Below are 16,527 nucleotides of genomic sequence, written 5' to 3' on the forward strand. Positions count from 1 at the left end.
GGGGTATCGCTTGCTGGATTAACTTTTATCGCTCCTTTTTCCTGGAAAAACATTGGTTTTCAACGCAACAGCATGCCGGCCTTTGTGTTTTCCAGAGTCCATTGCAACAGTCTCCTCAGGTGCACCATGGAACCCTCATCCAGTGGCGGGAAAGGGTCCCTTGTCAGAGGTTCAGATATGACGCCCAGCTCCTTCAGTATGGCCTTCTTCACAGCCACAGTCCTCTCAGGGTAGAAGTTGGCCAGGGGAAGCGTTTTGGCGAAGAGATCGGTCGCCTCCTCCACCTTCCCCTCCCTGAAGAGCCTGTATATGGACACAAGGTGCTCCGGGATAGGTGCAGATGTCATCACCCCCCCGTCCGCACCCTCAGCCAGCTCCCAGAGCAGGTTCCTGCCGTGGAGTGCCCCCCCCAGTATGGAAATCGATGTGCCCAGCGCTGCCCTGATTGCCCTGACCTTGGGCGGCGAGGGCTGCTCCTCCACCTTCACGCAGACCACGTTCTCTGCCTCTGAGACTATGGCCTCAGGTGTCCACACCGATCCTGGCGAAGCAAGGGCCGGGTTGTCCAGGACAACTGTGGGCAGTGCATATTTTTTGGAGACGGAGCGGTAGCGCCCCCCCAGGATGGTGCTCATGGGTACCTGGCCCCCCCTGTGCGGGCCCAGCAGGAACGCGTCAACCCCCCCGAGCCTGGCCGCCCTCTCGGCCTCCATGAGGACCTGCCTGTCCGAAGGCATGGTAATGCCACACACCACGGGTACACTGCCGGACGTTTCCTCCATCACTGTCCTGATTATGCTCTCCCTCTCCTCCTGGGTGAGCGCTTCGCTCTCCGACACCTCCCCCCCGAGGATCGTGAGGCCGTCCACGGACGCCCGCATGTAATAGCGAACCATGCGCCTTAGGCTTTCCAGGTCCAGAGAACCGTCGCGGCTGAAGGGTGTGAGCAGGATGGGGAATACGCCCCCCCTGAACTCCATGGAATGGCATCACGGTCCCGGATAATTTGGTTTCCATTTGTGCGATCACCCGGGGGGGCATCCATTTTTAAATCCAATAGCCATGTGGACGATCGGGAAGAGGGGGGGGAACGCAACACGATCGGGCAACATGGTGGTGCCCCCTGCAGGGATGATATGGATGGAGAAGGTGGACCCCCACAGTGAAGGAGGAGAAGCTGCCATCGGGGGGGGTGGCATGCATAGACTACGTGATGTCAGGTGGCCTGGAACCGGGAGTCATGACAGAGCTCTACGGTGAGGGTGGTACGGGGGGGAAGAGCAACATGTGCATGGTCTTCGCTGTCTCGGCCCTCTCCCTGGGCAGGTCCGTCATATTCCTGGACACGGAGGGCCTCTCCACAGAGAGGCTCCTTCAGGTCTCGGGGGGGGTGACACTGGCCTCCTGCGTCACCTGATGCTCTACAGGATCACCTCCCTGGACGACCAGGAGGTGGCCATCATGCGCTCCTCCAAGATGATGGAGAGGGAGAGGAAGGTCGGGCTCCTCATCATAGACTCGTTCACTGAGTACTTCAGGCTCGAGAAGAGTTCGGACACGAGGGAGAGGGTCGCGGCCATGCAGAGGCACATATCGCTCCTCAACTCCATCGCGGTCAGGTTCAGGGTGCCTGTTCTCCTGACAAACCAGATATACCTTGACCCTGAGGAGCAGAGGCTGGAGCCGTTCGGCGGCTATGTCATAGACCACTCCATGAAGGCCATATTCATGCTCGAGAAGTCTGACGGCGTGAGGAGGATCGTCACGGTGAAACACAGGTCCGTGGAGGAGGGCAGGTCGGCACAGTTCAGGATAACCGAATCTGGCATTTCATGCGAGGTGTGATGCATGGGCGTAGACCTGGGTGAGATCGTTGTCAGGTCCCCCCCCACAACTCTGAAGGAGCACTCGGGGGGGCAGACGGTCAGCGTGGATGCCTACAACATAATCTACCAGTTCCTGAGCAGCATAAGGGGCCCGAACGGAGAGCCCCCTCAGGGATTCGCAGGGCAGGGTGACCTCACACCTGTCCGGGCTCTTCTACAGGACAGTGAACCTTCTGGAAAGCGGCATAAGGCCCGTCTTTGTCTTCGACGGAAGGCCTTTCGAGCTGAAGGCAAGGACTCTCGAGGAGCGGGCCATGGTCAAGGCCAGGGACCTTGAGGCGTACCAGGAAGCTGTGGAGGCAGGCGATGCTGAGAGGGCCAGGTCGCTGGCGTCCAGGATAAACTACATAACGGATGAGATTGTCCAGGAATCCAAGGCACTCCTGGGCCTCATGGGCCTCCCGGTGGTGCAGGCCCCCTTCGGAGGGGGGGAGGCCCAGGCCTCGTACATGTCCAGGGCTGGCCTGGTCTACGGTGTCATAAGCCAGGACTATGACTGCCTCCTCTTTGGTGCCAGGAGGGTGCTGAGGAACTTCACGGTATCGGGCAGGCGAAGGGTGCCTGGAAAGAACGTCTACCAGAACGTATCGCCAGAGGTGGCCAGCCTGGAGGAGACGCTGAGGCAGAACGGCATAACGTACGAGCAGCTGGTTGACATAGGCATAATGGTCGGCACCGATTTCAACAGCGGACTCAGTAGGGTGGGCGCGAAGACTGCGCTGAAGCTGGTCAAGAAGTATGGCGATATCACCAGGGTGCTCGAGGCCAGGGGGGGCGAGGTGATAGAGAACCTGGACAGGATCAGGTCGTTCTTCCTCGACCCGCCGCACGTGGACACGGAGATAAGGTTCGGCAGACCGGACAGGGAGGGCATATTGCGGTTCCTGTGCGGTGAGCACGACTTCTCCAGGGAGAGGGTTGAACCCTATCTTGACACAATAGAGGCAGGGCTGTCAAGGGGGCTCACAGTCCAGCCTGGACACATTCTTCTGATGGCCAGCGGGCCTGTGAATCCTTATCGGTGCAGCAGGCCCCCCTGATACATAAATGTCCGGATGCGGTCTCGATTCACGCCACTGAAGCCCACGGTGGGTCCAGTCCCTGCCTGTGCCGGCGTCAGACAGGGGATGAGGGGGGTTCCGGCAAGGATTCGGGCAGTTTATAGTTTAAACAGATTTTAGAACTGGAAAATTGTTTTTATGGATTTTTAATCCAAGATTTAAAACAGATGCAATTAAATACCAGATTTACCATGTAGAATCATGCCTCAGCAGAAATCATTGGTAGATGTGGCGCATGTATCAAAAAGGGGGGGAAGCTCTCTAAGGATAACCCTGCCGAGAAAGGTGGCGGAGAGGTTGAAGATCGAGCCAGGTGACATATTGGGCTTCTACACGGACGGCGAAGTGATCTTCCTGGAAAGGATGCAGTGAGCTCAGAGGCTCTCAGGCACCAGGTCCCGGTACCTGGACACCTGGCCTTCGAGCGCCTCTGCCACGGCCTCCTTCAGTGAACGCGGGTCTATCTGGCCCTGCACGTAGCTCCTCTCGAGGTCCTCGAACCTCTTAAACTCAACCTCGCCGTTCCCAGTCTTGACCCTGAGGGGGGGCCTGTGGCAGGATTATGTACCTGGCTATGTCCGTCACAGGGTTCCCCTGCACGGTTCCCTGCGGGCAGTATGCCCTGGAGATCTTTCTCCTTATGGCCTCCTCGCTGTCAGAGAGGAATATGGCGGACTCCGGGTCGCTCTTTGACATCTTCTTGAACTGATCCATCCTGCCGGAGCCGGTCAGTGATGATAGAAGTGGCCCATGGAGCGATATGGGCTTCTTCCTCCCCATTTTCTCCGCGATGTCCCTGGCGAGCATGTGGGCATGCCTCTGGTCCATGCCGCCCATGGCTATATCCAGGTCCATGTAGAATATGTCCGTGACCTGCATCAGGATATATGTATTTGCTGAAGTCCCTGTCAGCCTCCTCCTCGCTCCTCCCCATGATGGGCAGGGCCCTCCTTATCCTGCTGAGTGACGACCGCTTTGCCACAGAGAGGAGGAGCGACCAGTAGTTATCGTCCCGGGCCAGATCGCTCGCCCACACGAAGTGCACCCTGCCCTCTCCTGCCCTCCTCTCTATGACTCTTTTGAGTACGTCCCCCCCGCTCCTGTGTATCCTCTCCATGTCGCCCCCCCCGAGCTTGTCGTTGACCATGGCATGCCAGTCCGCGAGGAGTACAGTCGTGTTTATTCCGGCGTCCACGAGATCCCTGATCTTGCCGGGCCACAGCAGTCCGGTGCCCAGGTGCGGTATCCCGGACGGCTCGAAGCCTATGTAGGCCCTGGCCTTTCCTGCTTCAATGGAATCGAGTTCCTCCCTCCTTATTACCTCCACCAGTCCCCCCCTGGTGACCAGGTCCACTGTCTGTCTGTCCACGGCAGGTTATGCTTTCACACTTTAATGTTTTCCGCCTGTTCCTGCCAGGGCCCCCCCCTGGAAACGAGTATCCTCCCGTAAGGTTCCTCCTGCTCCATGCGTATCCTGCCCTGCTTTGCCAGGAACATGCAGTAGATGAAGAAGGGCACCTTGCCGTACCTGAACCTCTCCCACACGTCCTCGAGGTAGAACTGATCCGCCCTTATCCTCTCGACGAACCTGGCGGCCTCCTCTATCTCCCTCTCAGGCTCCTCTGTGTGGAGCTTGCTGAATATCTCATCGTTCACGTGGATGATCTCCTGCCGCCTCTCCCTCCTCTCCCTGAACTTCTTCCTGAGCGCTTCTATTATCTCCACCACCATCACGGGCCTCCTCTCCGTGTGGGCTATGGAGGGCACGACCTGGATGGCCCCCCCCTCCTCGGGCTCCTCCACTTCCCGCGCCGGTTCCTCCTCGGGCACCGGGTCCTCATCACTGAACGAGCTCTTGATGGAGAGGAGGTGCCATGATTCGACAAGGAGCTCGCCGGCCTCGAAGTACCTGTCGAAGTTCTCGTCAAGGAGCGTGGAATACACGAAGAGCATGTCCCGGAGGTCCACCTTCCACGGGTCTATGGCCCCCTCCTCGCACTTCCTCAGTATCTCGAGCACTAGGGACGAGAAGGCGTCCCTGCTCCCGCTCACCCTCTGGAGGAGATCCCTGTAGAAGTCCACGTTGAGGTCGAGCATGGTGGCCTGCACCAGGACCTCGTCGACTATGCTCAACTCCCCCCCACGACCTCCCCTATGTACTTCTGGAAGAAGTGTGTCCTCTCATCAGGGCCCACCGTAACGCCTATGACAGAGTTCGCGTACTTCAGCATTGCCTTCCTCAGTGAGATCACTATTATCTGCGCGTTCTTTGAGGCATCCCTGAGCAGCTTCCCGATCCTGTCGACGTTGGCCCCCGTCAAGGAACATGTCGACCTCGTCAAGGAAATAGAAGGGCGACGGGAAGGTCCTCTGGACAGCGATTATGAATGACAGCGCGGTCAGGCTCTTCTCCCCCCCTCCGCTGAGCGCCTCGAGCCTTGTGTACCTTGTCCCCCCCTTCGGCCTAGCTTTATGTGCACCTCGCTCCCCCCCATGGGGGTCGTTCTCATTGGAGAAGTAGAGGATGGCATCGCCGCCGCCGGACAGTTCCTGGTACACCTTTCTCATCTCCTCCCTTATCGAATCGAAAACTCTCAGGAACGTCACCTTCCTCTGCTCGAGGAGCCTCTCCGTGAATTCCTCTATTGCCTTCTTCTCCTCCAGCAGCGCAGACATCTTGCCCTTCATCTCGCTGAGCCTTGAGTTCTCGGCTTCGTATTCCTCCAGGGCCTCATGTTGACCTGGCCGAGGCTGTCCAGATGCCTCTGCGTCTCGGCCATGAGCCTCGATACCTCGTTCCTGTCGGTGAGAGACACGTCAGGCTCGCCCCCCCCGACGCCTCCAGCTCCCCCCCTTCCTTCGAGGAGAGCTGTGCCCTGAGGTCTGAGATGCGGCCCCCCCTGAGGGACGACTGGACGTCCCTCTTGCTGGACACCTCCGCCCTGGCCCTGTCGTACTCCCTGGCCAGGGATTCCAGGGCCCTCACCTCTGCCTCCCTCTTTGCCTCGAGGTCCTTGAGGCCCTCACCGTAGGTGGCTATGCTCGCACGTATGGAAGCGATCTCTTCCTCAATGGAAGAGACCCTGTTCCTTGCCTCGGTGTTGGCCCTCTCAATGTCCCTGAGGCGTATTGCTGTGTCTTCCAGGTTTTCCCTCTCCCTCTCAACCTCCTCCCTGGTGTGCTCCACATCCCTCTTCACTCCGCTCAGTTCAGTGAGCACCTCCCTGATCCTTTCTCCCAGCGACCTGAGTGCCTCTTCCCTGGCCTCCATTTCCCTGAACTTCTCCGGCGATGTCTCCCTCAGGGCGGCGGTGAGTTCGGCGATCCTGGACGATACCTCGGACACCCTCGTCCTCACCGAATCCATTTCCTCGCGGGTCGTCCCGATCCTCCTTTCCACCGCTGCCCTCTCCTCCTCCAGTTCCCTTATCCTTTGCCTGGCCTCCTCTATTTTCGACGATACAGACGCCATCCTTGACTCCAGTTCCCTCTTCAATCCCTGGGACGACGCCACATCTCCGGTGGCCTTCCTGAGTTCCTCGGACACATCCTCGAGCATGGCAGACTTCGACGACAGGTCTGCTGTGAGGGCCTCCATCTCTTCGCTCTTCTCCCTTATGGCCTGTGACACCTGCTGCAGCCTTGCATCCACGTCCAGCCTGGCCGCCGCCTTCTCCTGTGAACCGCCGGTGATGGCTCCACTGGCCTCGAAGATGTCGCCGTCCAGGGTCACGAGCCTCACTCCACCCATGTACTTCCTCGCCTCTTTCACGCCCGGCACGAGGACTGTGTCCTGGAAGGCGTACCATACAGCACTCTCGAACTGCCTCTCATACCTCACTATCTCGAATATGTAGCCCAGCGATTCGGGCTGGTTCCTCACTATTATGGCCTTGCCCCTGGGCCTGCCGGTGGACATCTTGTTAAGCGGCAGGAACGTGAGCCTCCCAGCCCCCGCTCTGCTTCAGGAGGCCCAGGCACTCCTCCGCAACGCCATCGTCCCTGACAACGACAGCGTTGAGCCTCCCTCCCGCAGCGCTCTCCACTGCGGCCCTGTACCTTTCCTCGAAGCTTATGAGCTCCCTGAGTGTCCCGAATATGCCATCGATCTTCCCTTTCCTCCTCGCCTCCATGACCTCCTGCAGGGCCCTGGATGACTGGCCCCCCCTCTGTGACTGTGCAACAAGCCTCTCGTACTCCCTCCCAAGGTCAGAGAGCTCCCTGGCGAGCCTGTCCTTCCTCTGCCTCATCTCCTCGACCTCTGCCCTGAGCCGGTAGTATTTGGCCGAGAGATCCCTGAGGGCCTCCTCGCTCCTGGGCACCATCTTCTTGAGCCTCCAGTCGGTGTCCCTGAGCTCTGCCTCCAGATCCGCAAGGTCCTCCTGCCTCGCCGCTATTGCGCTCTCAGTCTGCGATTTCCTGGCGCTGTCCGCCATGAGCCTCTTCTGCATCTCCTCCATCTCTGCCTGGAGCCTCTCCCTCTCCGCGTTGAGGCCCTCCAGCTCCCTGTTCATCCTCTGGAACTCCTCCAGCTCCCCGGACCTCAGTGCCCGGAGCTCTCCAGCTCTTCCCTGGCCCTTTTTTCCTTCTCACGCAGATCCACGAGCGCCTTCTCCATCTCGCCTTCCCTGCGTAGCAGTTCGGAGAGCCTGCCCTCCAGGGCCGCTAGCCTCTGATCCCCCCGCGCTTCCTCTCTTCCTCGAGTTCCCTGTACTGGCCCTCCCGGTCCTCTATCCTCATCCTGATCTCCGCTGCCTGTATGCGCTTCCTGTCAAGCTCCTCCTGCAGCCTCCTTATCTCCGCAGAGTACCTCTCCTCGATCTCGCTGGACAGTTCAGCGACCCTCTTCCGCCTCTCATCCTGCTCCTGCTGGATCTCCTCCAGCCTGTTCTCCAGCCTCGATATCCTCTCCTCATTGTCCCTCAGCGTCCTTTCCAGGGCCTCGATCTCGGCCCTGATGGCCTGCGCCTCAAGGTGTATGTAGGTGGCCCTTAGCTGGCGGAGCTCCCCCCCTGCATCTCGATGTACCTCTCAGCCAGTTCCTTCTCTGCCCGCAGCACGCTTACCCTGGTCTCTATCTCCTGTGAAACTGCCTGCAGTGTGTTTAAGTTCGATATTACGCTCTCCCTGTCCCTCCTGCTCCTCTCTATGTCCATGTCGATCACGTCTAGGCCGGCAATGCTCTCTATGAGCCTGCGCCTCTCGGTGCCGCTCATCTTTATCAGGTTGTTTATGTCGCCCTGGAGCACGAAGCTGTAAGAGTCCAGTGAGATCTTGTTCCTCAGGAGGAAGGCCTCGATATCCGATAGCCTTGCCTTCTTGCCGTTCATGTAGTAGTTGCCCTTGATCTCCCCCCCGTCCTCCTCCACCAGCTCTCTCTTGATCGATACCGTCTCGCCTGTGCCCTCCTCCCTGAGGTTCAGGGTCACGGAGCAGTGCCTTGGGGCCCTCTCTCCCTCCTTTGGCCTGTAGATCAGGTCCCCCCCATCTTCTCGGCCCTGACTATCTTCGAGGAGCGTGTGCCGAGGACGAAGACGAGTGCGTCCCCCCCGATGTTGCTCTTTCCTGAACCGTTGGGGCCGCTTATCACCGTCAGTCCAGGCTTAAAGAACACCCTGCTCCTCGAGCCAAACGACTTGAAGTTCTCAAGCTCGACACTTTCTATTATCATTTCACCACTGTCAGACAGGTGTCAAGCTTGTACCGGGGGGAAAAATATATAATAATTCGTATCCACAGTGAAAGGGAGGCGCTCACCTGAACTTCGGCTTCCTCTTCTCAAGGAACGCGTTCACGCCCTCCCTGGGCTCTGGCCCCCCCTCGAAGCAGGAGGCGAAGAGCTCCATCTCCCTCTCGTACATATCGCTGTTGCGCCACCTGACCAGCTCCTTCGCCCTGCACAGGCTGGACCTGGGGAGCTGGAGGAGCTGCCTTGCAAGTTCCAGAGACCTGGAGAACGGGTCATCCGATAATTCGTTGACCAGGCCCAGCTGCCTTGCCTCCTCTGCGCCAATCCTCTTCCCGAACAGGACCATCTCCAGGCCCTGGCCTCACCCAGAACCTCCCTGAGCCTCTGGGTGCCGCCGAAGCCAGGTATGATGCCCAGTGTAACCTCTGGGAGGCCCAGCAGGGTGCCCGGGGGGGCGGCTATCCTGAGGTCACACGCCAGTGCCAGTTCCAGGCCCCCCCGCCCAGGCATAGCCGTGGATGCTTGCTATTACGGGGTCAGGGTGCTCCATTATCGCCCTCACGGTGTCGTGGCCTGCCTGTGCGAACTCGTACGCCCTCTCAGGGGTCATTTGCAGGAACTGCTTCACATCCGCTCCCGCGCAGAACGCCTTTCCGCTCCCCCCCCTGATAACCACTGGCCCCCCCCTGAAGATGCCAGGTGGTCCCTTATCTGCTTGAGGTCTTCCACCGTTAGCGGGTTCAGGGGGGGTGGCCTCTCCAGGGTCAGGACACTTATCCCCTCGATCTCCTCCTTCTTCACCATCCCGACACCTCAATACTTGTAGAACCCCCTCTCCACTCTTCCTGCCCAGCTTGCCTGCGTTCACCAGGTTGCGCAGTGTTATCGGTGGCTTGAACCTGGGATCACCGAAGTCCCTGTACATGACTTCCATTATATCCAGCAACACATCAAGGCCTATGAAGTCGGCGAGTTCGAGCGGGCCCATGGGGGGGTGGTTGAGTCCGAGTCTCACGGTCTTGTCTATGTCGTTCTTGGTTGCCACGCCCTCCTCCAGGAGCAGTATGGCTCCCTGATCAGGGGCACTAGCACCCTGTTCGCTATGAAGCCCGGGAAGTCCTGGCTTATCACTGGCTCCTTCCCCCCCAGGGCCTTCACCATCTCGAATACCTTTCTCACAACGCTCTCCTGCGTCCTGTCACCCTTAACGACCTCCACGAGCTTCATCACCGGGACGGGGTTGAAGAAGTGTATACCCAGGAACCTCTCAGGGTTCGAGACGAACTTTGAGAGGTAGGTTATGGATATGGAGGAGGTGTTCGATCCTATTATGGCCTTCTTCGGCGCGACCTCCGAGATCTTCTTCAGTGTCTCCGCCTTCACCTCTGGCTTCTCGAACACAGCCTCGATGTAGACATCAGCACCCTCAAGGTCGGACGGGGGACGTGGTGAACCTTATCCTGGAGACGATATCCCTCGGCTCCTCCTTTATCTTCCCGCTGTCCCTGAGCTTGCCCAGCGATTCCTCTATCCTGACCCTCGCGTTCGCTATCTGGTTCTCGTAGATATCGTAGAGGACAACCTCGTTGGAAGATATTGCAAATACCTCGCCGATACCTGAGCCCATTGTGCCGGAACCGATCACACAGACCTTCATCAGAGCACCTCCACGGTCATGGTATGGCCTCCTCCCCCCCACCGTGGCATATGGTTGCCAGGCCGGTCCGGAGCCTTCTGCGCCTCAGGGCGTGTATGAGCGTGACCAGGATCCTGGAACCGCTGTTGCCGAGCGGGTGTCCCAGGGCAATGGCGCCGCCGTTGACGTTGAACCTCTCCGGATCGATCCCGAGTTCCCTCTGAACCACGATGGATGCCACGGAAAAGGCCTCGTTGTGCTCCACGAGATCGTAGTCGTCTATCTTTTTCTTTTGCCTCTCCAGGAGCTTCCTGGTGGCAGGTATGGGCGCCTCAACGAAGTCCCTGGGGGTTGAGTGATGCGGAACTGAACCCTGTTATGCGCGCTATGGGCCTGAGTCCATGCTCGTTCACAGCCTTCTCCGAGCACAGCAGCAGGCGGATGCCCCCCCGTCGGAGAGCTGGGACGAGTTGCCCGCGGTGAGTATGCCGTTCCTGTCGAATGCTGGCAGTAGTCTCCTCAGGTCCTCCATGGAAGTCTTCCTTATGCCCTCGTCCCTCTGGAGGTTCTCCACCGGCACGACCTCGTCAGAAAAATCTCCTCTCTGTTGCCCTGGCGGCCCTCTCCTGGCTTCTCAGCGAGAACTCATCGGCCTGTTCCCGGGTTATGCCGAACTTTCTAGCCGAAGATTCTGCGGAGACGCCCATGTGCTCGAAGTAGAATGCATCTATCAAGCCGTCCCTGAGCATTGCGTCCTCGATCCTGTAGTTCTTGAACAGGAGCTGCTTTGGCCCCCCACCTGAGGTCGGGCGGCAGCAGGAACGGCGCGTTGCTCATGCTCTCCATCCCGCCGGCCACAATAATGTCGTGCTCTGACAGCGCGATTTCCCTGTATGCGCTTTCCACGGCGAGCATGCCGGAGGCGCACACCACATTGACAGTGTACTTCAGGGTCTCGTCCCTCAGGCCGGCCAGGGTGGCCACCTGCCCGGCAGGGTTCTGCCCCCACGCCTGCCTGGATGACGTTTCCGAATATCACCTCCTCCACCATGTCGGGGGGGTCAACTGAGGATTCCTGTATGACCGCCTTCACGGCGCTGCCCCCCAGCTCCGGGGGGGCCCTGACCTTTGCGAGGGACCTGCCAAACTTTCCTATGGGTGTCCTCTTGGCAGATACAACGTAGACATCAGACATCGGCACCTCACAGGTATCCGGCCAAGGTTTAATACACTTTGTGGGACGCTCCTGTATGCAATTGCGTGGCAGTCTCAAGGGAGACAGCTCTGCGTCGATCTGCTCGCTCCAAACGCCCGTCCGCGGTTGCAGTATTGCGTGCCTGAACCCGGCGCAGGTGCACATGGGCTCCACGGCCCGCCCGTCCTGTGTTAAGGCATTTATCCAGGTCCCAGATCCCCCCCTGTGGTGCGCCTGACCAGCGATGAGAAGAAGTACATCGCATTCATCGTGATCTTCGCCACAATCCTCCTTGTGACCTCCTACCACTCACTCTTCCTCCTCGCCCCCCCTCCGTTCGCGGTTTCCACCTACCTCCTCACCTTCGACCACGGTGGCAGGTTCTCCACGTACTCCTCCATCTCCGCGTCCTACCTCTTCGTGATCCTCACCACAGAGGCCATACATGTGCTCCTCGGCACAGGGACGCTCCAGATGCTGCTGAACGTTGTCCTCGTCTCCCTCTTCATAACCTTCCTCCCGTACAGGCACCCCCCCTGCGCTGGCACTCACAATCTTTTCCTATATCACGCACAGCACCTTCGACTTCACGCTGAGCTCCATCACTGTGCTGCTGATCCTCCTCGCCTCACGCTACATACTGGGCCATATTAGATCTTACCCTCGTTAGGCCCTGGATGCGTAGAATAAGTGTTAAATCCAAGAGTAACTGTTATTGTAAGACCCTGGGCTTACGGTGCTCAACATGGACCATGAACAGGTGTATGTCATAGTGATCCTGGTGGCGTCTGTGGCACTGCTGATAACGAACAGGATCCGCTATGACCTGGTGGGCCTCGGCACGGTGCTCGCACTTGTCCTGCTGCACATAGTATCGCCGACTGCGGCCATAGAGAACTTCGGATCGATACCTGTCATCACGCTCGCCCTCGTGATGATAACGAGCAAGACAATTGCCAATTCAGGCATACTGGACAAGGTCGGGGACATACTGATCAGGAGGCTGAAGAACGAGTATGTGATCCTGGCGATAATCTTCCTCCTGGTCGGTGTGCTCTCCGGCTTCATGAGCGACGTCGCCCTCACGGTAATGATGATACCGCTTTTCTTTTACATCGCGGATAAGATGGGCAGGTCCTCCTCTAAGTACCTCATGCCCCCCCTGGCCTTCGTCGCTGTGCTCGGTGGCAGGTACACGGTTCTGAGCACCTCATCCAACATAGTGCTCTATGACCTCTGGTACCAGAAGACCGGCTCTTTTCTGCCATTCTTCCAGTTCTTCATCCCGGGGTTCATTATACTCATAATAGGCATTCCGGTCCTCCTCATCATATCGCGCATCATGCCGAACCGCAAGAACCCGGTGAGCACCATAGAGGGCTTCAAGACCGGCGAATACCTGACAGAGGCGGAGGTGCAGGGTGACAGCCCGCTGGTGGGCAGGACGCTGGGCGAGGTGGAGAAGCAGTTCAGCATCAGGGTGGTGAGCGTCTATCCAGGCCGGCTGAGCAGCCCGGAGAGGGTGCTGGCGGCCGGTGACATACTCGTGATCAGGGTGCGCCCAGAGAACATCCCAGCCCTGTCCGGGATAAGGGGGCCTACGCCTGGCACCCTCGGAGAAGATGACCCCCCCCGGCGACAGCGTGCCGAGGTCTTTGTCATGCCGGACTCGAGGCTTGTGGGGGGGGAGCACCATAAGCGAGAGCCAGTACGTTAAGAGGTACAATATCTCCATCATAGGCATATCTGCTACGGGAAGCGCATAATAGGCAGGCTGAGGACAGTGAAGATATCCGCGGGCGATGTCATCCTCCTCTCGGGTAAGGAGGAGGACATAGCGGAGTTCATATCCCAGATGTCCCTGGCCCCCCCCATGCACAAGAGGGATATCAGGATCCTCAGCTGGAGGGACGGCCTGATCTCGCTGGGTGCCCTTGCCCTGGCTGTGGCCCTGTCCGAACTGGGCCTTGACATCGTGTACGCGTTCCTCATAGCAGTCCTGATACTCGTAGCGACCAGGACGCTGAACTTCAAGAGCATGTATCAGTACGTGGAGTGGCAGATAGTGGTCTTTGTGGGGGGTGCTTCCTCTCGCTGGGCTCGGCCCTCACCAGTTCCGGTATAATCACCTACCTGGGCCACGTGGTGGCCGGCTCCCCCCCGTTGTTCCTGTTCCTGATGACGGTGCTCCTGGCAAACACCATAGGGAACGTGGGGGGGGCAGCCATCATAATGGGCCCTGTTGCCATAGGCTTTCCCAGCGCGGTGAAGGCACTGACCGTGGTCGCCATGGCGGCCTCCTCCACATTCATGACTCCATTTGGTAACCAGTCTAACCTCGTCGTCCTCTCTCCAGGGGGCTACAGGCCTAGGGACTACCTTGTCTTCGGCTCTATCATAACGGTGGAGGTCATGGCGCTCACGCTGGCCTACACCCTCCTCTGACCCCACTGGCCTGGAGAGCGGAGAGGAAACCCGGAAGGTTCAATTTCCGGTGAAAACCTCGATCCCGTCCATTGTGAATCCATCAGCCCCCCCCTGAAGCCCGTGTTACTGGTGTACCAAAAACTATTAAGGACAGGCTCAGCATTACTAAGGGATGTACAAGAGAGGTAACGTAGCAGTCTTCATAGACTTCGAGAACTTCTATTACAGCCTTAAGAACTTATACAGCCTGTCGTTCGACCAGGCAAATGACCGCTCTGTGAGCATAATATCGGAAGTCACCGAAATGATAGAGAGGGAATTCGGCCCAGTGGTAATAAGGAGGGCTTACGCGGACTGGAGCAACCTCTCCGATGTGAAGAGGGAGCTGGAGAGGATGGGCGTAAGGATAATCGATGTGCTCTCAACTGAACACAAGAACAGCGCTGACATCGAGCTCTCACTATCGGTGTTCGAGATCCTGCTTACCAGGCCAGATGTGGAGACCATGGTCATTTTCGCGGGTGACAGGGACTACATGCCCATCGCCATGAGGGTGAAGGAGAGCGGTAAGAAACTCATGTTCATAGGGTTCCAGCATAGCCTGTCCGGTGACCTGAAGAAGCTCGTTGGTGAGGGCAATTACATGTACGTGGACAGGGAGATACAGGGCATAGGCATCCCTGCAGGTGAGAACCAGGTGACGTCACTGGACGACCTGTCACCAGACGAGCAGCTCGCACTGCAGGCATGCCTGGAGGCTTACGACCAGTACAGGGACAGGTACGGCTCTGTGAAGCTTGGGGGGCTTCCTGGTGGACAGGCTCCAGAAGGTGCTCCCGGAGCTCGACCACATGGCCAGGAAGGCCATATTCCAGCGCCTGGTCAGGTACGGTGCTGTCAGGGTGCTGCAGTCCTCCTCCAAGGCCGGCACCGAGACTTTTACGGTCTTCGTTGTTGACGAAGACACCCGATCGTCCAGGAGGCCAGGAGGAGGATGGTGCAGTAGGCCTACTGCCTGATGCTTGTGTCCTCCAGCAGCTGCTGCCTCACTACCTCCCTGATGTTCTTCGGGTATCTCATGGCAACTGTTATCACAAGGGCGACCAGTGCAGGTATGTCCATGAGGTAGAGCATGCCTGTTTTCAGGGGGGGCACGTTCCTGGCCACCTCGTAAGCGAGGAGGAGGGGGGGCCTATTATTCCGCCGATGTTGAACGTCATCAGTATGGCCCCCGCTCACGCTACCCACAACCTCGTCCCTGACCATGTCTTGTCCGGCTGCGGGGGGGCTGAGTATCGAGAAGATGCTCCAGCCTGTTCCGAAGGCCAGGGTCAGGAAGATGAAGAGGCCCATGTTTCTCGGTGAGTACGTGATGCCCAGGGCTCCCAGGGCGATGAGGGTTATCCCTATGACCAGGACGCCCTTCCTCCCGATCCTGTCACTGAGGTAGCCCGCAGGTATGCCGAAGACCACACCCCCAACACCCAAGAGAGAGATGATGACAGCAGCTTGAGCATCGCTGAACCCTATGACCTTCTCGAGCAGGTCTGAGTAATAGCCGAGGATGTTTAGGAGCGTGAACCCGAAGAAGAACATGGCCAGCATGGGGGGGAAGATGGAATAGCGGTTCACCATGTCCTTCAGAGGGTTCCTTGCCCTGGGCTCGTTCTTGAACACCCTGGGTATGACCGTCTGGAATATGCCCGCAACGACGAACCCCAGGATCCCGGAGATCAGGAATGGTATGCGGTAATCTGGCAGGAACGGAAGGATCACGTAGGGGGGGGCAAGGAAGGTGCCGACTCCGGCCAGGACACCCCCCACACCATGACACCGGTGCCCCCCCTCGCCTCCGGGTTCGCGTCCCCCCCGAGGAACGATACGGATGCAGACTGGAACATCCCAACGCCGAACCCCCACCAGGACCCTTGAGGCCACCAGCTCGGCAGCAGATGTCGAATACCCAGTGAGTATCGTGAATACGCTGAAGAAGAGCACCGAGGCCACAACAACAGTCTTCGGGGGGGAGACCCTGTCAAAGAGGAAGCCGCCAACGAGGCTGAACACCGCTATCCCTGCGGCGTATCCGCTTATCAGGACGCCGTAATAGTATGCCGGCAGGTGGACCGCGCTTATTATGTACGTGGAGGCATAGGTATAGGCCGAGCCGTCAAAGTCGGATACCAGTGCAGGTATGGCGCCCACAATGAATATGGCTATTATCGAGAGCCTGCTGGCCACGGCCATCTTTCTCGTGCTTTCCATGGGTTGTGCAGTTGCATGGTATATATTAACATGCCCCTTGCGGTCGCAAGGCACACACCACCTCTCAGCGAAATCCGCGAAATGCCCCCAGCGCATGCAGGAGCGTCCTGTACGGTTTCCCTGGAAAACAAGACCCCCTGTGACGGACGGGCTGGCGCAGAAACATTTATGTACATTGTGTAGGTGCTATTGAATATGCTCTCCCGTCAGGCCCTCCAGTCAATACAGAAGGGCGCCAGGGTGGTAGTATACCCGTTCAGCGAGAAGTACGGTGATGATTTCACGACCCCGGCCCTGGAGTGCTTCGGGTCGCCACTTTCAGCATCGAGCCTCATCGAACTTGTCCAGGAGCCCACTGAGGCCTACTT

The 16,527-nt window shown here is 58.5% G+C and carries 20 protein-coding genes and 5 pseudogenes; 9 read left to right on the forward strand and 16 right to left on the reverse strand.

The genetic code is table 11. The features are described 5' to 3' along the window. Nucleotides 1-59: 59 nt before the first annotated feature. A complete protein-coding gene (locus tag JCM13583_RS05600; protein WP_075056993.1) occupies nucleotides 60-980 on the reverse strand; it encodes a dihydrodipicolinate synthase family protein in 921 nt (306 codons plus the stop codon). Nucleotides 981-1,213: 233 nt separating this feature from the next. Here JCM13583_RS05600 and radB point away from each other — a divergent pair. The 3 genes and pseudogenes from radB to JCM13583_RS12355 all read left to right on the forward strand — a co-directional run bounded on the left by radB (nucleotide 1,214) and on the right by JCM13583_RS12355 (nucleotide 3,319). After that, nucleotides 1,214-1,845 (forward strand): annotated as a pseudogene (radB, locus tag JCM13583_RS05605) (DNA repair and recombination protein RadB). Between the two features lie 3 nt (nucleotides 1,846-1,848). Further along, a pseudogene (gene fen, locus JCM13583_RS05610) lies at nucleotides 1,849-2,926 on the forward strand (flap endonuclease-1). A 249-nt stretch (nucleotides 2,927-3,175) separates the two neighbouring features. Next, nucleotides 3,176-3,319 (forward strand): AbrB/MazE/SpoVT family DNA-binding domain-containing protein, encoded by a 144-nt coding sequence (locus tag JCM13583_RS12355; protein WP_171823467.1) that lies wholly within the window; start codon nucleotides 3,176-3,178, stop codon nucleotides 3,317-3,319. Nucleotides 3,320-3,321: 2 nt separating this feature from the next. On the opposite strand, the pseudogene JCM13583_RS05620 reads toward JCM13583_RS12355, so the two are convergent. From JCM13583_RS05620 to JCM13583_RS05640, 5 genes and pseudogenes are all read right to left on the reverse strand, one after another. Continuing rightward, a pseudogene (locus JCM13583_RS05620) lies at nucleotides 3,322-4,301 on the reverse strand (tyrosine--tRNA ligase). Between the two features lie 29 nt (nucleotides 4,302-4,330). Further along, nucleotides 4,331-5,080 (reverse strand): hypothetical protein, encoded by a 750-nt coding sequence (locus JCM13583_RS05625; protein WP_075056994.1) that lies wholly within the window; start codon nucleotides 5,078-5,080, stop codon nucleotides 4,331-4,333. Nucleotides 5,081-5,131: 51 nt separating this feature from the next. Then, the gene (locus JCM13583_RS05630; RefSeq protein WP_075056995.1) at nucleotides 5,132-5,635 is read right to left on the reverse strand and encodes a hypothetical protein; all 504 of its coding nucleotides are present in this window, start codon (nucleotides 5,633-5,635) and stop codon (nucleotides 5,132-5,134) included. Between the two features lie 43 nt (nucleotides 5,636-5,678). Continuing rightward, nucleotides 5,679-6,866: a hypothetical protein gene (locus JCM13583_RS05635; RefSeq protein ID WP_075056996.1), complete on the reverse strand. Its 1,188-nt coding sequence runs from the start codon at nucleotides 6,864-6,866 to the stop codon at nucleotides 5,679-5,681. 4 nt (nucleotides 6,867-6,870) lie between these two features. Beyond that, nucleotides 6,871-7,461 (reverse strand): hypothetical protein, encoded by a 591-nt coding sequence (locus JCM13583_RS05640; protein ID WP_075056997.1) that lies wholly within the window; start codon nucleotides 7,459-7,461, stop codon nucleotides 6,871-6,873. Between the two features lie 245 nt (nucleotides 7,462-7,706). On the opposite strand from JCM13583_RS05640, the gene JCM13583_RS05645 reads away from it, so the two are divergent. Next, entirely contained in the window at nucleotides 7,707-7,931 is a 225-nt protein-coding gene (locus JCM13583_RS05645) for a hypothetical protein (protein ID WP_075056998.1), read from the forward strand. A gap of 7 nt (nucleotides 7,932-7,938) precedes the next feature. On the opposite strand, the gene JCM13583_RS05650 is transcribed toward JCM13583_RS05645, so the two are convergent. From JCM13583_RS05650 to JCM13583_RS05680, 8 genes and pseudogenes are all read right to left on the reverse strand, one after another. Continuing rightward, nucleotides 7,939-8,376 carry a hypothetical protein gene (locus JCM13583_RS05650; RefSeq protein WP_075056999.1) on the reverse strand — a complete coding sequence of 146 codons (438 nt, stop codon included), beginning with the start codon at nucleotides 8,374-8,376 and terminating at the stop codon, nucleotides 7,939-7,941. Between the two features lie 44 nt (nucleotides 8,377-8,420). Continuing rightward, nucleotides 8,421-8,618: an AAA family ATPase gene (locus JCM13583_RS05655; RefSeq protein WP_075057000.1), complete on the reverse strand. Its 198-nt coding sequence runs from the start codon at nucleotides 8,616-8,618 to the stop codon at nucleotides 8,421-8,423. Between the two features lie 82 nt (nucleotides 8,619-8,700). After that, the gene (locus JCM13583_RS13920; protein ID WP_171823468.1) at nucleotides 8,701-8,982 is read right to left on the reverse strand and encodes a hypothetical protein; all 282 of its coding nucleotides are present in this window, start codon (nucleotides 8,980-8,982) and stop codon (nucleotides 8,701-8,703) included. Then, nucleotides 8,976-9,146 (reverse strand): annotated as a pseudogene (locus JCM13583_RS13925) (hypothetical protein); the annotation flags it as partial. The gene JCM13583_RS13920 and the pseudogene JCM13583_RS13925, both read right to left, overlap by 7 nt. Then, entirely contained in the window at nucleotides 9,106-9,681 is a 576-nt protein-coding gene (locus JCM13583_RS12365) for an enoyl-CoA hydratase/isomerase family protein (protein WP_162509477.1), read from the reverse strand. The pseudogene JCM13583_RS13925 and the gene JCM13583_RS12365, both read right to left, overlap by 41 nt. Next, the gene (locus JCM13583_RS05670) at nucleotides 9,660-10,037 is read right to left on the reverse strand and encodes a 3-hydroxyacyl-CoA dehydrogenase family protein (RefSeq protein ID WP_075057001.1); all 378 of its coding nucleotides are present in this window, start codon (nucleotides 10,035-10,037) and stop codon (nucleotides 9,660-9,662) included. The genes JCM13583_RS12365 and JCM13583_RS05670 overlap by 22 nt, the downstream gene beginning before the upstream one ends. A gap of 25 nt (nucleotides 10,038-10,062) precedes the next feature. Continuing rightward, nucleotides 10,063-10,293, reverse strand: coding sequence for a hypothetical protein (locus tag JCM13583_RS05675; protein ID WP_162509478.1), 231 nt, complete (start codon nucleotides 10,291-10,293; stop codon nucleotides 10,063-10,065). A 16-nt stretch (nucleotides 10,294-10,309) separates the two neighbouring features. Further along, nucleotides 10,310-11,467 (reverse strand): annotated as a pseudogene (locus JCM13583_RS05680) (acetyl-CoA C-acyltransferase). A 225-nt stretch (nucleotides 11,468-11,692) separates the two neighbouring features. Between JCM13583_RS05680 and JCM13583_RS05685 the strand changes: the two are divergent. From JCM13583_RS05685 to JCM13583_RS05705, 5 genes are all read left to right on the forward strand, one after another. Further along, nucleotides 11,693-12,121, forward strand: coding sequence for a hypothetical protein (locus JCM13583_RS05685; RefSeq protein WP_075057003.1), 429 nt, complete (start codon nucleotides 11,693-11,695; stop codon nucleotides 12,119-12,121). Nucleotides 12,122-12,203: 82 nt separating this feature from the next. Next, complete coding sequence (locus tag JCM13583_RS05690; RefSeq protein ID WP_075057004.1) at nucleotides 12,204-13,184, forward strand: SLC13 family permease; 981 nt, start codon at nucleotides 12,204-12,206, stop codon at nucleotides 13,182-13,184. A 66-nt stretch (nucleotides 13,185-13,250) separates the two neighbouring features. Next, a complete protein-coding gene (locus JCM13583_RS05695; protein WP_075057005.1) occupies nucleotides 13,251-13,592 on the forward strand; it encodes a hypothetical protein in 342 nt (113 codons plus the stop codon). Next, nucleotides 13,523-13,912: a hypothetical protein gene (locus JCM13583_RS05700; RefSeq protein WP_162509480.1), complete on the forward strand. Its 390-nt coding sequence runs from the start codon at nucleotides 13,523-13,525 to the stop codon at nucleotides 13,910-13,912. Before JCM13583_RS05695 ends, JCM13583_RS05700 begins: the two co-directional genes overlap by 70 nt. Before the next feature lie 154 nt (nucleotides 13,913-14,066). Beyond that, the gene (locus tag JCM13583_RS05705) at nucleotides 14,067-14,852 is read left to right on the forward strand and encodes an NYN domain-containing protein (RefSeq protein ID WP_075057007.1); all 786 of its coding nucleotides are present in this window, start codon (nucleotides 14,067-14,069) and stop codon (nucleotides 14,850-14,852) included. 50 nt (nucleotides 14,853-14,902) lie between these two features. Here JCM13583_RS05705 and JCM13583_RS05710 read toward each other — a convergent pair whose 3' ends face one another. Beyond that, entirely contained in the window at nucleotides 14,903-16,159 is a 1,257-nt protein-coding gene (locus JCM13583_RS05710) for an MFS transporter (RefSeq protein ID WP_171823469.1), read from the reverse strand. Between the two features lie 206 nt (nucleotides 16,160-16,365). Further along, on the reverse strand, nucleotides 16,366-16,515 hold the full coding sequence (locus JCM13583_RS13930; protein WP_171823470.1) for a hypothetical protein: 150 nt from the start codon (nucleotides 16,513-16,515) through the stop codon (nucleotides 16,366-16,368). Nucleotides 16,516-16,527 lie beyond the last annotated feature (12 nt).

The organism is Thermogymnomonas acidicola JCM 13583 (assembly GCF_001316105.1).
GTDB classification, from domain to species: domain Archaea; phylum Thermoplasmatota; class Thermoplasmata; order Thermoplasmatales; family Thermoplasmataceae; genus Thermogymnomonas; species Thermogymnomonas acidicola.